A 15,059-nucleotide genomic window follows, 5' to 3' on the forward strand; every position below is an offset into this window, starting at 1 on the left:
TATTTGTTGAAGTTGCCCCGGCATTGCCGGAGCGAAAAAATCAGGACAGGAAGCCCAGTGCGTTACCGATAATTCCCAGCGCAAACAGGGCGAAGATTAGCCATACCGGATTAATTTTCTTGTTGAGCAGACGCACCATCAGCAGCGTCAGACCCAACGCCAGCAGGCCGGGGCAGAGTTGGTCGAGAATGTTCTGCACGGTCATGGTGACGGTGGTGCCGTCTGCGCCAGGCGTTTGCGATACCACCAGCGGCACGTTGATGCTGGTCCATTTGGTGACCAATACTCCCATCACAAACAGGCCGAGAATCGATGCGCCTTCGGTCAGTTTCTGCAGCAGGTTGCCGCCCATGTCGCTGACGATGTTGACCCCTTTACGAAAGCCAAGCTGTAAGCCGTACCACTTCATTGCCAGACGTACTGCATTGAAAATAAAGAAGAACAATAGCGGGCCGAGAATGTTACCGGATAGCGCCAGCGATGCGCCGAGCGCGGCGGTAATCGGGCGCAGCGTTCCCCATACCAGCGGATCGCCGACGCCTGCCAGCGGACCCATCAGGCCGACTTTGATGCCGTTGATTGCGCCATCGTCAATTTCCGCACCGTTGGCGCGTGCTTCCTCCATTGCGGCGGTGACGCCAATCACTGGGCCGCAAACGGCAGGGGTGGTATTGAAGAACACCAGGTGGCGTTTGAGTGCGGCAACCTGATCCTCTTTTAGTGGATACAAGCGCTTGATGGCGGGGATCATGTCGTAGCAAAAGCCCAGCCCATGAATGCGTTCGAAGTTGAATGACGCCTGTTGCAGGTTGGAGCGAACAAACATGCTAAACAGGTCGGATTTGGTCAGTTTTTTCTGTTCCATGATGGGCTCCGTTAGTCTTCAAGCTGATCAAGAGCTTGAGAAGAGGGGGCTTGCGCCTGCGGTTCAGTCTTACGCCACTGTGGGTTCAACTGGATGTAGACCAGCGCGATAATCACGCCAACCCCACCGAAAGCCAGCAGGCTCAAATCGAGATAACCCCCAGCGATAAACCCGAGGAAGAAGAAGGGCATCAGGTACTTCACGCCCATCATGCGCAGTACCATGGCGTAACCGACGACTACGATAAATCCTCCGGCAATCTGCAGCCCACGGGTGACGAATTCCGGAATGGCATTCAGCATATTGCTGACCATATCCGCGCTGACAAATAGCGAGACAATCAGCGCTGGAATGGCGACGCGCAGCGCCTGTACGCCCAGGGCGGAAACGTGCAGCAAATCGATGGTGCGAAAACGGGCGTCTTCGGCGGCTTTATCCGCCGCGTGCTGGAACACAACGGTGATGGTACGGGCGAATACCGTCAGTACCTGGCCTGCTGCCGCGACTGGCAGAGCGATGGCGATCCCGGTGGCGATACTCTGTTGCCCGACAATCACCAGAATGGCGGAGATAATACTGGCGAGTGCCGAATCGGGAGACTGCGCAGCGCCAACGTTCATCCAACCCAGAGCGATTAACTCCAGCGTGCCGCCGAGCATAATCCCGGTTTTTAAATCACCGAGGATCAGGCCGATAACGGTACAAGCAATTAGCGGACGGTGGGTCTGGAACTCATCCAGCACGCTACCCATTCCGGCAATACAGGAAAATAGAAATATGGCGATAATCTGTAGGGTACTTATTTCCATAATATGTCACCTTGTGAATGTGATCATCCCTGCCTGTTACAGCATAAATACACAGGCGTTATTATTTATTCAGCGAGCGATTGTTCTTTTATTTTTTCAAGGATATTAATAGATGGATCGGATGCGACGACGCGTAAATCCAGCGTAACGCCTAATTTAGCTAACTCATGAAAAGCATGAATATCGTCATCATCTAATGAGACCGCTTTGGTTAATTGTTTTTTACCGGGTCGCCAGGCCATGCCGCCAATATTTAACGTGGCGATTTTTACCCCTTGTTTTACCATTGCTAATGCATCTTGCGGACGAGTAAAAAGATAAAAAACGGTTTCGTTCTGATATTGCGGATTATGGTAAACCGCGACTGCTTTTTCGATATTAACGACGTTCACTTTCATTCCCGGCGGGGCGGCCTGACGCAATAATGTGCGACGTACTTCATCGTGATAAACGTCGTCATTACAGATAATAATCCGTTGTGCATTCGCCACCTTCGACCAGACGGTGGTGACCTGACCGTGGATCAGGCGGTCATCAATACGAGCAAGGGTAATGTTCATCAGAAATCCTCTTCGGCCGTTTCCAGATGTTTCCAGACGACACAGGTTTGTTGAGCAATGGTCGTCAGGTGTTCGCACAGTTCATCCACATTCATACTGCTTTGGTTATCTACCAGCTCCAGCGCCAACGGTAGTGATAACCCGCTAATGACCCGTATCGCCGGATTGTGCATCGCCAGCGTCGCGGCAGCATTCCAGGGACTGCCACACTGCAAATCGACGGCAATCAGCCATTTATCGCCAGTGTGAATACTTACTAACTTTTTCAGCTTTTCCACGATGTCGCTGGCGTTCTCTCCGGGGACAAATGCCACGGCTTCAACGTTGGCATCACCGTAGACCATCTGTACCGATTCCAGCATGGCGCAGGCCAGTTTGCCGTGGGCACAGAAGATTGCATTGACCATAAAACCTCCTTAGCCGCGCGTTTTTCCGCCCGCAATGTTAGTGGTTACTCCGGTTATGTAACTGGCGCGCTCAGACAAAAGATAACAAACAAAATCAGCGACTTCGCTTAAGCGCCCTGAGCGACCAATTGGGATTGCGTTCCTGGTGTAGCCCTCGCGCAGCTGTTCGACGGTGATGTTGCGGGTCCAGGCCAGCGCTTCTTCATACTCGGGGGTCCGCAGTCCGGTTTTTTCCAGAATGCCAGGTGCAATGCCCACCACACGAATGCCGTGTTTTCCCAGCTCTTTCGACCAGGAACGGGTAAAGCTATTCAGTGCGGCCTTGGTGGCGGCATAGCAACTTTGGCCCTCTGAACCTTCCAGCCCGCTTTCTGAAGAGACATTCACAATCACACCGTTACGCTGTTTTACCATTTGGCGTGCTACGGCTTGCGACATTAAGAACACACCTTTCTGGTTGATATTCACCATTTTTTCAAAAGCGGCTTCGTTGAGTTCATATTGCCCGGCGGGTGCTTTTTCATCGACCAGCAGCCGCGGAAAATTAACGCCTGCGTTATTCACCAAACCATCAATACGCCCATGGCGGTGGATAATTTCGGTAACGGTATGATTAACCTCTTTGGCGCTGGAAATATCTGTCGGCCAGAAATGATATCCACTATGGCCTTCATACTTACCGTCACCACCGTGAATATCCGCCATTTGCACATTCGCGCCCTGCGCTAATAACTCTTCAACAATCGCCAGCCCAATTCCGGACGCACCACCGGTAACAATAATGACTTTGCCCTGCAGATTTAACCACGTTTGCATAATTAACTCCCAGTTTCAGATAAGGGGAGCCCACATAAAATTAATTATGTCAGGACCCATTCGAATATATTTACTTCAACAATAATTCAGCGGTATGGCTGTTGGTGACTAAACCGTTAATATAATTTCCACGCAATGCGCCCAAAATTCCACTGTATTTCTCTTCACCCATTGCAATGCCAATTGAGTAGCGCGCCTGCTTTAATTTATTGGTTTCAATGGAAAGTGTTTTTTCACTCATATTGGTTTCTACCGTCACGCCGTTGATATCGTAAAAGCGCGAGCAAATGTCTCCGGCTACCTGACGGGCATGCAGGTCATCGCTCTCTTCGCTGCCGTAAAAGGCGTGCCAGTTGGCGCCATCACGTATTGCCGGAGATCCAATCCCGACCAGCGCGATGTCCAGATTATCCCAATAAGCAGAAATCGATTTGAAATGTTGGGACTGCATAATGCCATTGCGAATGAGCGGGTTCTCCAGCAGCGCCGGGAAATCGGCCAGATGCGATTCCCCCTTGAGCTTTGCCGCTGCGCCGTAGGTCAGCGTATTAACGTGGTAGCGGCTTTCAAGCTTGCCGGATGGCCCGCCAATAATCGGCACGCAGATCAGCTGACGTGACTGACTGGCAGGGGATAATCCTTCAACAAGTCCCCGCACCGCGCGGCCCCATGAAAAGCCAATAATGTCGCCGGGTTCCAGTAAGCGCTCCAGCAACTGTGCGCCGTGTACACCCATCATTGTGAGCTGTTCGTCTTCCTGTTCGCTGTCGCATGAGACCACCACCGCCTCTTTCAGGCCAAATTTCTGTTTTAGCTGCTGTTCCAGCCACAGATTTTCGTTGTAGTCGTAATTAATGGCGATGGTGACGATACCCTGCTCGCGTCCACGTTTTAGCAAACGGCTGATCGTGGTGCGGTAAATACCCAGCTCGCGGGCGATTTGCGCTTGTGTCATATCCTGTTCGTAATACAGCTGCGCTATCTTTACAATCAGGCGGATATCATCGCTGTTTTCCGTCGCCATTTTTGGACTCCTGCACATTTGTGCAAATCACGAAATTGTCTTCTTGATCTGATATAACCCCAACTGTTCTCCATCTCAAAGCTATTTTCACTTATTTCAGCGCCCTGTAATGACCGATTGTGTTGCACATTTGATGTGGTGATGGCGTGTTGTTGGCACAGATGTGCTTATCTCTCTAATGTATTGATTCTGCTTGTTTTCACCCAACAAAATTGCAGGGATGGATCGCTGACACTTTTGTGTCAAAAGGTGTGACGGATCACAAATAGCGCGTGGGCAGTCGAACACGATTATTTTTTATCGTCCGCAAGGTAGGGTATATTTCGCTTTTAATACACAAAAGCATTCAAGTTGTATCAAGGCGGCAAGGGAACGAATTCCTGGGAGCATAGATAACTATGTGACCAGGGTGAGTGAGGGCAGCCAACGCAGAGACGGCTTGAAGGATGAAGTGTATACAGGAGAAATTATGCTGCCCGACTCATCCATCCGATTAAATAAATACATCAGTGAAAGCGGAATCTGCTCGCGTCGCGAGGCGGATCGCTTTATCGAACAAGGGAATGTCTTCCTGAATGGTAAACGCGCCACCATTGGCGATCAGGTGATGCCTGGCGACGTCGTAAAAGTGAATGGTCGGTTGATTGAGCCGCGTGAAGCGGAAGATCTGGTTTTTATCGCGCTGAACAAGCCGGTAGGAATTGTCAGCACCACCGAAGACAGCGAACGCGACAACATTGTTGATTTCGTCAATCACAGCAAACGCGTGTTCCCCATTGGCCGTCTGGATAAAGATTCCCAGGGGTTAATCTTTCTGACCAACCACGGCGACCTGGTGAATAAAATCCTGCGTGCCGGTAACGATCACGAAAAAGAGTATCTGGTGACGGTAGATAAGCCGGTCACTGATGACTTTATCCGTGGTATGGGAGCTGGTGTGCCAATCCTCGGCACCGTCACCAAGAAATGTAAGGTCAAGAAAGAAGCGCCGTTTGTGTTTCGCATCACGCTGATTCAGGGGCTGAACCGTCAGATCCGCCGTATGTGTGAGCACTTTGGTTATGAAGTGACGAAGCTTGAGCGCACACGCATCATGAACGTGAGTTTGTCCGGCCTGCCGCTGGGTGAATGGCGTGACCTGACGGACGATGAGCTGATCGATCTGTTCAAGCTGATTGAGAATTCTTCTTCAGAAGCTAAACCGAAGGCGAAAGCGAAGCCAAAAGCCGCCACCGCAGGCATCAAGCGCCCGGTAGTGAAAATCGAAAAATCGGCGGAGAAAGAGAAATCGCGCCCGGCGGCAAACGGCAAGCGTTTTACCTCGCCGGGGCGTAAGAAGAAAGGACGTTAACGTCTGCCGCGCGTTGGCGTATTCGCCGACCAGGAGAATGACGCCTCTGAATCCGGTTTATAAGCCTGCTTTTTCTTCAACTGGCGGGCTTTTTTAGCTTCGGCTTCGCGCAAGGCCATCAGCTTATCGATGTACTCTTTCTTGATGCTGTTGGTCTCAGCGTTGGTCAGCAGTCGACCATGCGCAATGCGCGCGCGGTCGAGCAGCGTTTTCAGTTCACGCTGTTCGCGCTCGGTCATCTCTTTTTGGGTAATGCGGGGGAGTGCCATACGGGTGCCCTCTGTTAGCCGATATTCTCAGTGTACGGTAATCCTGGCCAGCCTGATAGCGCTCAATAGGCAATACGCAATTTTCCGCCAAAGTCCTGCTGGGTATAACCCGTTGTTTTGAATCCTTTATCTGTGATGATGCTATCGATTTCTTTTAACGTGGCGATACACATCACCCCATCCTGACCAAATTTGGTATGGTCGGCGAGAATTACCGCTTTTTTGCTCATGGCAATCATGGACTTCGCCACGTACGCTTCATCAAAACTTTTTACCAGCACTCCATGCTGAGGCGAAATCCCACCTGCGCCAATGAAGCAGATATCGGCGTGAATGGCGTTAATTTGCTGACAAACCGAGACACCGAGATTGGCGCGAAAATGGTAGTCATATTCACCGCCTAAGACGTAAACGCGGGCCTGAAGATTATGCTCTTTAATTTTATCCGCAATTAACGCTGAGTTGGTAATAACAGAATAAGCGAGTGGGGGTAATAGTTCAGCAAGAATTAAGTTAGTCGTACAGGAGTCAATAAACAGCGTATCGCGTTCGCTAACCATCGTGGCGGCAATTTTACCAATTGCCATTTTTTCATCACGGTGTATATCAATCCGCGCGCCAAACTCATCTTCCTGAACGACCTGTTTTTTGACAGCCCCGCCATGGATTTTGGTAATTTGTCCTTCGGACTCCAGTATCGAGAGGTCACGGCGAATGGTCTCTGATGTAACTTTTAGCGTTTCCGATAATTTGATAACTGTGACTTCACCGAACTTATTTAATTCATCAAGAATATGTTTTCTTCTTTTAATCGGGTTCATTATTTTCCGCCAATGTCGTGCTTTGGCGCATGGTAACTGGATGCGCAAAGCAACGCAACCACTCCAGCGCACAGACAATACCTTCATCATCATTAGAGGCCGTCACATAGCTGGCGTGTTGTTTTACTGCATCAGGCGCATTGCCCATGGCGATACCGATGTTCGCAGCGGTAAACATACTGATATCGTTCTGCTGATCGCCAATCGCCGTAACCTGTTCGGTCGCTATATTTAGCTGTTGCCTTAACATGTTTATAGCATAGCCTTTGTTTATTTCAGTACGTTGGATGTCAATATAATTCCCCCCGGTGATTGTCGCCATATAACCATAGGGTAATTCATTATTCATTGCCGTACATAATGCATTTACTTTTGATTGTTCTGCCACTAATGTGATCTTATAAATGTCATGCTGATTAAAAATATATTCAGGCGCTGCCGAAATAAAGGGTAGCTCAAATAAGTTGGCCTCATAAGTCGTCCATGGTGCTACGAGTCGGTCATCACGATGATAAATAGCATCGGCGCTAAAAAAATGATGGGGGTAGCAGGAAAGAGAAATAGATCGGTCAATCTCCCGGAGATCCATGCAAGAGAGTGTCGCAGTATGAATAATATGCTGCGACGTCATCTCCAGAATTTGCCCGCCATTAAAACCGGCGCACCAGGCAAACAATTTATCTACCTGTTGCTGTTGTAACAGGCGCAGCATAGAGGAGACCGGCCTGGCGGAACAGGCTGCCAGCAGACCGCCACGCTGGCGGAACTCAATCAGCGCCTGACGCGTGCGCGGGCTGATTGTTTTCTGCGATGTCAGTAACGTTCCATCCAGATCGGTCACCAGCAACATTTCTCTTTCCTCTGCGTTTACTGAGCAATAAACGGTGTGACGGCCTCTTTGGCGGCGTTGCAGACCATATTGTCGATTGCCGTACCTACGACCAGAATATTGACCCCGGTATCTTTAAACGCTTTGGCGTTGGCGAGGTTAATACCGCCTTCTGCCAGCGTTGGTACATCAACCGCGCCAACCAGCGCTCGCAGCCTTTCTTTAATGGCCTGTGGAATGTCGCCTGCTGCTACGCCTTCATAGCTCATACCGGTCATCAGGCCGATCATATCGACGCCAATTTCCTGCATCCGCTTCGCCACGCTGGAAACCTCTTCCGGCGTACGCGCAGGAATACCGAAAGTATGCAGATCGTCCGGGTGACCAATATAGGCGTCCACGGTCAGACCATATTGATGAGCGAGATTAACGATATCCTGCAGATCGTCCCAGTCGGATTTATGTGTGTGCAAACCATCGGCTCCGGCACGGGCAATCTCCAGAATCTCAGTGTCACTGAGCGGCACGGGCAAGGTTTCGGTAAAACCTCCCGCAATACCCACGGTAATGAAAATATCGTCAGGAACCACGTTACGCACGCCGTGTACCGCTTCAGCCATTTGCCCGTTGGTGATTTCATGGCGGATCTGCTCTGCTGCATGCATATTGCTCACGCCTTTGTGTCCACGCGCCAGCGCCAGTGCCGGGTGGTTTGGTTCCAGCAGCTTAACGCCTGCCTCACACACCGCTTTCGCCAGACGCGCATCGTCGCCAGTGATCCCCGTACTGAGGATGGTTTGTCCGCCGTGGAGCGCAATGGCATCTTTCACTTTCTGTAACGCTTTGGCGCGTTTTTTATTCATATCGCCTTTAAACATGGTGTACCTCTGGTGTTGGTGCATTAATTAACGGGCTGACGCTGCAGGTTCGCTCTGTACGACAGCCTTAAAACGGTTAGCAATAATGGTGGTAATACAGGTCATCGCCATTGTTGTGATCATCACGATAGCCATCTGAAGCGCATTGCTGGACAAGAACGGCGAGGCAAAAGCGGGAACATAGGCCACGCCTTTAACGTTAAAGAAGCCCAGCATCATGCCGCCCATTCCGGCCCAGAAAATGGCGGAGCCAAAGACAATTTTGTTGGCGAACATGAAGGGATAGGCCGATTCCACGAAGGTTCCGAAACCCAGGTTAATAAGCAGCCCCGGTGTGGCGACGGCAGCTTCACTTTTTTCGCGAGGGGCGATAACGTTGGCAAGGTTAATCCCTGCGGCAACCATCACCAGACCCACCATATCGACTGCGCCGAGGAAGCTTACGCCGGATTTTTCCATCTCCAGCAGAACCAGCGGCAGGATGACCGCGTGATAGACACCGCCCAGGATGGCTGGCCAGATAACCAGCCCCGCCAGCAGCCCGGCAAGAACAGGGCTGAATGCCAGGGTGCTTTCAATAGCCAGTTTGATGTAATTACCTGCTGACAACGCCAGCGGACTCAACAGATAGTGCATGATCAACCCGGCGGCAAGACCTGAAATCCCACCGGCGACGATGTTGACGGTGGTCATCGGAAAGCGCCAGTTCAGGCACAGTTCAAACAGCCAACGAACGAAAATCCCGGCCATCAATCCGCCGATAATCCCGCCGATCAGCCCCCCTTCAACGGACAGCACCCCGGCGACGACCCCGGCAACGATTGAGACTTCATCCAGCTCAGAAATCTGTTTTGCCGCCAGCACGGCAACCAATACCGGCAGGCCTTTCAGCAGGATTTCAAAAATATCGTTAAGTTTTTCCAGACCCGGGATGTGGCTCAGGGCGAGAACAATTGCCATCGCGATAAAGCCAGGCAGCGCAGGGATCATAATGCTGCGAATGTTAAAGCGTTTGAGCAGGCTCTTTCCGGAGCCACCCTGGGAGGGTGAAGCGCTACCCAACTGCGGCTTGTACTTAATGCCCCAGTGTTTACACAGAGACGCCACGAAGGAGACTGCGCGGGTGCGGCTGGTGGTACCCGTCGTGCCCGAGGTTGCGACGACATTTGCCCCTTTTGCGGCCACCAGCGCCATTGACGTTCCGCCGGTGCCAACGATCGGCGTTTTCATTTCAACGGCAGCGGTGAAGACTTCGTGGTTCGCTTTTCCCGGATCGGCGCTCATCACGACGATCCCGTCGATCGCGCCGCTACGGATCATCTCAGCAATCTGGCGATCGCTTTCGACCACCGAAGCGTTTACCTCTGAAAGTTTTCCCTGAAATATCCGTTGTGGTTTTTGTTGGTTTTCTTTGGTTAATGCAAACACGGATGCCGCTGTGTGGGGTTTGGCAACATCCATCGAGGCTTCCGCCGCGATAAACTGCACGGCGGCAACTTCCACACCTGCGGCTTCGCACTGCTGATAAATTTCCTGGAGTAGCTTCTCTGGCTCTGCGCCACCCAGGTTGTAGAGGTTGCCTCCACTGCTTCCAATAATCGCAATTTTTTTCATAGCGGCCTCAAAGATAGGGTAAAGGGGTTATTTGTGTTGTAGTGGAATCATAATTCCAACTAAAACAAAACAAATCAACATTAAATTAGCGAGGTAAATTGCAATTTGTATGGGGTTTGTTTATTAATTTCTTGAAATAAAAAGAATAAATTAAGATTTTGTTTTGTGTGGATGTTTGTTGTTTTGTGATGGAGTTCAAATGCAGGTAGGGAGAAATGGAGGATGCCTCCTCCATTTATGAAGATTAGTGTTGTTTTACTGCGTGTGGTTTCTCTTCAATCGCCTTACCGGACCAGTACCCCGCAAGCAGCGAACCAGAAAGGTTATGCCAGACGGAGAACAGCGCGCCAGGCAGTGCGGCCAGCGGGCCGAAGTAGATTTTACCCAGCGCAGCGGCGAGGCCGGAGTTTTGCATGCCGACTTCAATCGCCAGCGTGCGGCAGGTGGATTCATCAAAGCCGAACAGCCGTCCGCCCCAGTACCCGCCGAGCAGACCAATGGTGTTATGCAGAATAACGGCGATAATCACCACAAACCCTACCGATGCGATATGCGCAGCAGAACCGGCTACCACGGCGCTGATGATGGCCAGAATGCACACCATGGAAAAGGCGGGCAGGAAAGGCTCGACCGCTTTGACCACGCGGGGGAACAGATGGTGAATGACCAGGCCCAGCGCAATCGGAATGACCACAATCTGCAATATACTCAACAGCATTCCCATCACGTCGACCTGAATATGCGCATCAACGTACAGGCGCGTCAGCAGCGGCGTGGCGACAACACCGACCAGTGTTGAAACCGATGAAATCGTCACGGACAACGCCACGTCACCTTTCGCCAGATAGATCATCACGTTAGATGCCGTGCCGCTGGCGACGCTACCGACCAGCACCATCCCGGCAGAAAGCTCCGGCGGCATATGGAACATCAGCGCCAGCAGCCAGGCGGCGAGCGGCATCACCAGATAGTGCAGGAAAATACCCGCCGCGACCGGGGCTGGGCGTGAGAGTACGCGTTTAAAATCATCCACCTTCAGGTGCACGCCCATGCCGAACATAATCAGCATCAGTAACGACGGCACTAATGGCCCGACAGGCGTAAAGGTGGAGGGCGTGTAATACGCAATAACAGAGAGCAGCAGCGCCCATAACGGGAACAGCCGCGTGAGAGTAGCGAGCATATTGTATTCCTTGCGATTTAAAGATGTTGTGTTGTTATAAAAAAGCCGGGTTCGAGCCCGGCTATAGTTATTGTTTATCGCGTGATGGAATATTATTCAAACAAATTATGGTGCAGCTTCTGTACAACCTGCTCGGCTTCAGTACCAGGTACCAGGAAGCACAGGTTGTGGCTGGACGCGCCGTAGCAAATCATCCGAATATTGAACGGTTCCAGTACGCCGAACACCTCTTTACCCACGCCACAGGCTTTGGACAGGTCATTGCCAATCAACGCCACCAGCGCCAGGCCTTCTTCCACTTCAACCCGACACAGGGCAGACAGTTCCATCAGCAGAGACTGTGTTAACAGCGTATCGCCGGTGGAAGTTGAACCAGTGGTATCCAGCGTCAGCGCCACGCTGACTTCGGATGTGGTAATTAAATCGACCGAGATATTGTGGCGTGCCAGGATGCCGAACACTTCCGCTAAAAAGCCGCGAGAGTGCAGCATATTCAGGCTATGCAGCGTCAGTAGCGTCTGCTTACGGCGTAGTGCCAGCGCCCGGAACAGCGGTGGATTCGCGGTTTTATTACACACCAGCGTGCCGCCTGCTTTTGGATCCTTACTGGAGCCTACAAACACCGGGATATCGCTACGTACGGCAGGCAACAGGGTTGCCGGATGCAGCACTTTCGCGCCAAAGGTCGCCATTTCCGCGGCCTCTTCAAAGGCGATTTCATCAATACGCTGCGCAGCCGGAACCACGCGCGGATCGGTCGTGTAAATGCCAGGAACGTCGGTCCAGATATCAACGCGCGTGGCGTGCAGGGCTTCGGCCAGTAAGGCGGCGGTATAATCGCTGCCACCGCGCCCCAATGTGGTGGTGCGGCCTTTGCTTTCGCTGCCGATAAAGCCCTGAGTAATCACCAGACCTTCGCTCAGACGCGGGGCCAACTGGAGCGATGCCAGTTCAGCCAGCGCCGCAACGTCGGGCTCTGCACGGCCAAAACGATCGTTGGTGCGCATCACTTTGCGCACGTCAAACCACTGCGCCTGCACGTTGCGCTCACGCAGGATCTCGACGAACAGCAGGGTAGACATCAGTTCACCGTGGCTGACCAGTTCGTCGGTCAGCGCTGTTGAGGTCGCCAGTGACGCCGCTTCTGCCAGTGTGGTGATGTTTTCCAGCAGACGTTCGATCTCTTCACGGATCACGTTTGGATAACGCAGGCGTTCCAGAATATTGAACTGAATTTGACGAATGGCATCGAGTTTTTCGAAGCGCGCGGTTGGCTCCAGCCCTTCAGCCAGTGCGACCAGCAGGTTGGTGATTCCCGCAGAAGCGGAAAGTACCACTACACGGACGTTAGCATCAGAAAGCACGACATCAGCGCTGCGATTCATGGCATCAAAATCCGCCACGCTGGTACCACCAAACTTGGAGACAACTACATCAGTCATAACTACCTCGTGTCAGGGAATGAATAGAGCGACCATGGCACAAAGGAAACTGGTGCAGGCGCAAATGCAAATACCGTATTTATAAATAAAATGTGTAGCTTGCACTGTCAACGCTGGGATTATGCGGATTTTTCATGCTGCAACTGCGTTGAGTAACGGTACTAATAACAACGCTGATAACCGCTATACTTTTTAGCCACGTTTGGCGGATGCCCTGGCAATGGCATTAAAACAATCACACTTTTCTGTGACTGGCGTTACAATCGATCTCAGTCACAATTCTCAAAATCAGAAGAGTATTGCTAATGAAAAACATCAATCCAACGCAGACCTCAGCCTGGCAGGCACTACAAAAACACTTTGAAGAGATGAAAGACGTTACTATCGCGGATCTGTTCGCGAAAGATAGCGATCGTTTCACGAAGTTTTCCGCGACGTTTGACGATCTGATGCTGGTGGATTTCTCCAAAAACCGCATCACTGAAGAGACGCTGGCTAAACTGCAGGATCTGGCGAAAGAAACCGATTTGGCCGGTGCCATCAAGTCCATGTTCTCCGGTGAGAAAATCAACCGTACTGAAGACCGTGCCGTGCTGCACGTGGCGCTGCGCAACCGTAGCAATACGCCAATCATCGTTGACGGCAAAGATGTGATGCCGGAAGTGAATGCGGTACTGGAGAAGATGAAATCTTTCTCTGAAGCGATCATCTCCGGGAGCTGGAAAGGCTATACCGGCAAAGCCATCACTGATGTAGTAAACATCGGTATCGGCGGTTCTGACCTTGGCCCGTTCATGGTGACCGAAGCGCTGCGTCCGTATAAAAATCACCTGAACATGCACTTTGTGTCTAACGTCGATGGTACACACATTGCCGAAGTGCTGAAAAAAGTGAACCCGGAAACCACGCTGTTCCTGGTCGCGTCTAAAACCTTCACCACCCAGGAAACCATGACCAACGCCCACAGCGCACGCGACTGGTTCCTGGCGACCGCTGGCGACAACAAGCACGTAGCCAAACACTTCGCAGCGCTGTCTACCAACGGTAAAGCGGTTGGCGAGTTCGGTATTGATACTGCCAATATGTTCGAGTTCTGGGACTGGGTTGGCGGTCGTTACTCCCTGTGGTCTGCCATTGGCCTGTCCATCATCCTGTCCGTGGGCTTCGACAACTTTGTTGAGCTGCTCTCCGGCGCGCATGCGATGGACAAACACTTCTCCACCACGCCAGCAGAGAAAAACCTGCCGGTGCTGCTGGCGCTGATCGGTATCTGGTATAACAACTTCTTCGGTGCTGAAACCGAAGCGATTCTGCCGTATGACCAGTATATGCACCGTTTCGCGGCCTACTTCCAGCAGGGCAACATGGAATCCAACGGTAAATACGTTGACCGTAACGGCAACGCAGTGGATTACCAGACTGGCCCAATCATCTGGGGTGAGCCGGGCACTAACGGCCAGCATGCGTTCTACCAGCTGATTCACCAGGGCACCAAAATGGTTCCGTGCGATTTCATCGCGCCGGCAATCACCCACAACCCGCTGTCGGATCACCATCCGAAACTGCTGTCTAACTTCTTCGCGCAAACCGAAGCGCTGGCTTTTGGTAAATCTCGTGAAGTGGTTGAGCAGGAATATCGCGACCAGGGTAAAGATCCGGCTACGCTTGAGCACGTTGTGCCGTTCAAAGTGTTCGAAGGTAACCGTCCAACGAACTCCATCCTGCTGCGCGAAATCACGCCGTTCAGCCTGGGTGCGTTGATTGCGCTGTACGAGCACAAAATCTTCACTCAGGGCGCGATCCTGAACATCTTCACCTTTGACCAGTGGGGCGTTGAGCTGGGCAAACAGCTGGCGAACCGCATTCTGCCAGAGCTGAACGATGATAAAACTGTTTCTTCCCATGATGTTTCTACTAATGGGTTGATTAACCGTTATAAGTCCTGGCGCTAATCTGCTTCTTCCTTCGAACCGCAGCGGTGTTGGCTGCGTTCGTTAACCCCGGTCACATAGCTATCTATGCTCCCGGGGATTAACGATCTTGCCGCCTTGCTGCAATTCGAATGAATTTGCAGATTACCTGTGATAGAAGCTGATATTATTATCAGCTTTTTGGTGATGCTGCCAACTTACTGATTTAGTGTATGATGGTGTTTTTGAGGTGCTCCAGTGGCTTCTGTTTCTATCAGCTG

The 15,059-nt window shown here is 51.6% G+C and carries 15 protein-coding genes; 2 read left to right on the plus strand and 13 right to left on the minus strand.

Features of this window, described 5'->3' with window-relative positions; all coding sequences use genetic code 11:
• Positions 1 to 40: 40 nt before the first annotated feature.
• The 6 genes from OGY19_RS12355 to OGY19_RS12380 form a co-directional block, all read right to left on the minus strand.
• Positions 41 to 865: a PTS system mannose/fructose/sorbose family transporter subunit IID gene (locus OGY19_RS12355; protein ID WP_003031641.1), complete on the minus strand. Its 825-nt coding sequence runs from the start codon at positions 863 to 865 to the stop codon at positions 41 to 43.
• Between the two features lie 11 nt (positions 866 to 876).
• Positions 877 to 1,674, minus strand: coding sequence for a PTS mannose/fructose/sorbose transporter subunit IIC (locus OGY19_RS12360; RefSeq protein WP_115601162.1), 798 nt, complete (start codon positions 1,672 to 1,674; stop codon positions 877 to 879).
• Positions 1,675 to 1,739: 65 nt separating this feature from the next.
• The gene (locus tag OGY19_RS12365) at positions 1,740 to 2,234 is read right to left on the minus strand and encodes a PTS sugar transporter subunit IIB (RefSeq protein WP_115601161.1); all 495 of its coding nucleotides are present in this window, start codon (positions 2,232 to 2,234) and stop codon (positions 1,740 to 1,742) included.
• Positions 2,234 to 2,641 (minus strand): mannose/fructose/sorbose PTS transporter subunit IIA, encoded by a 408-nt coding sequence (locus OGY19_RS12370; protein WP_115601160.1) that lies wholly within the window; start codon positions 2,639 to 2,641, stop codon positions 2,234 to 2,236. Before OGY19_RS12370 ends, OGY19_RS12365 begins: the two co-directional genes overlap by 1 nt.
• A 9-nt stretch (positions 2,642 to 2,650) precedes the next feature.
• Positions 2,651 to 3,457 (minus strand): SDR family oxidoreductase, encoded by an 807-nt coding sequence (locus tag OGY19_RS12375; RefSeq protein ID WP_115601159.1) that lies wholly within the window; start codon positions 3,455 to 3,457, stop codon positions 2,651 to 2,653.
• A 70-nt stretch (positions 3,458 to 3,527) separates the two neighbouring features.
• Positions 3,528 to 4,481 carry a sugar-binding transcriptional regulator gene (locus OGY19_RS12380; protein ID WP_115601158.1) on the minus strand — a complete coding sequence of 318 codons (954 nt, stop codon included), beginning with the start codon at positions 4,479 to 4,481 and terminating at the stop codon, positions 3,528 to 3,530.
• Between the two features lie 469 nt (positions 4,482 to 4,950).
• On the opposite strand from OGY19_RS12380, the gene rluF reads away from it, so the two are divergent.
• The gene (rluF, locus tag OGY19_RS12385; protein ID WP_032948298.1) at positions 4,951 to 5,832 is read left to right on the plus strand and encodes a 23S rRNA pseudouridine(2604) synthase RluF; all 882 of its coding nucleotides are present in this window, start codon (positions 4,951 to 4,953) and stop codon (positions 5,830 to 5,832) included.
• Here rluF and OGY19_RS12390 read toward each other — a convergent pair.
• From OGY19_RS12390 to lysC, 7 genes are all read right to left on the minus strand, one after another.
• Positions 5,829 to 6,101, minus strand: coding sequence for a YjbD family protein (locus OGY19_RS12390; RefSeq protein WP_003031655.1), 273 nt, complete (start codon positions 6,099 to 6,101; stop codon positions 5,829 to 5,831). The two genes, rluF and OGY19_RS12390, sit on opposite strands and share 4 nt — an antisense overlap.
• Positions 6,102 to 6,163: 62 nt before the next feature.
• The gene (locus OGY19_RS12395; protein ID WP_005132777.1) at positions 6,164 to 6,922 is read right to left on the minus strand and encodes a DeoR/GlpR family DNA-binding transcription regulator; all 759 of its coding nucleotides are present in this window, start codon (positions 6,920 to 6,922) and stop codon (positions 6,164 to 6,166) included.
• Complete coding sequence (locus OGY19_RS12400) at positions 6,909 to 7,772, minus strand: Cof-type HAD-IIB family hydrolase (protein ID WP_115601157.1); 864 nt, start codon at positions 7,770 to 7,772, stop codon at positions 6,909 to 6,911. Before OGY19_RS12400 ends, OGY19_RS12395 begins: the two co-directional genes overlap by 14 nt.
• A 17-nt stretch (positions 7,773 to 7,789) precedes the next feature.
• Positions 7,790 to 8,629, minus strand: a complete 840-nt coding sequence (locus tag OGY19_RS12405) for a beta/alpha barrel domain-containing protein (protein WP_044702272.1) — start codon at positions 8,627 to 8,629, stop codon at positions 7,790 to 7,792.
• 27 nt (positions 8,630 to 8,656) lie between these two features.
• Complete coding sequence (locus tag OGY19_RS12410; RefSeq protein ID WP_048213948.1) at positions 8,657 to 10,243, minus strand: PTS sugar transporter; 1,587 nt, start codon at positions 10,241 to 10,243, stop codon at positions 8,657 to 8,659.
• Between the two features lie 244 nt (positions 10,244 to 10,487).
• A complete protein-coding gene (gene panS / locus OGY19_RS12415) occupies positions 10,488 to 11,426 on the minus strand; it encodes a ketopantoate/pantoate/pantothenate transporter PanS (RefSeq protein WP_115601156.1) in 939 nt (312 codons plus the stop codon).
• 92 nt (positions 11,427 to 11,518) lie between these two features.
• The gene (gene lysC, locus OGY19_RS12420) at positions 11,519 to 12,868 is read right to left on the minus strand and encodes a lysine-sensitive aspartokinase 3 (protein WP_115601155.1); all 1,350 of its coding nucleotides are present in this window, start codon (positions 12,866 to 12,868) and stop codon (positions 11,519 to 11,521) included.
• A gap of 305 nt (positions 12,869 to 13,173) precedes the next feature.
• On the opposite strand from lysC, the gene pgi reads away from it, so the two are divergent.
• Positions 13,174 to 14,820, plus strand: a complete 1,647-nt coding sequence (gene pgi, locus OGY19_RS12425) for a glucose-6-phosphate isomerase (RefSeq protein WP_061067011.1) — start codon at positions 13,174 to 13,176, stop codon at positions 14,818 to 14,820.
• The last annotated feature ends 239 nt before the right edge of the window (positions 14,821 to 15,059 follow it).

The sequence above is a fragment of the Citrobacter sp. Cy070 genome (assembly GCF_030332245.1).
In the GTDB taxonomy this organism is placed as follows: domain Bacteria; phylum Pseudomonadota; class Gammaproteobacteria; order Enterobacterales; family Enterobacteriaceae; genus Citrobacter; species Citrobacter youngae.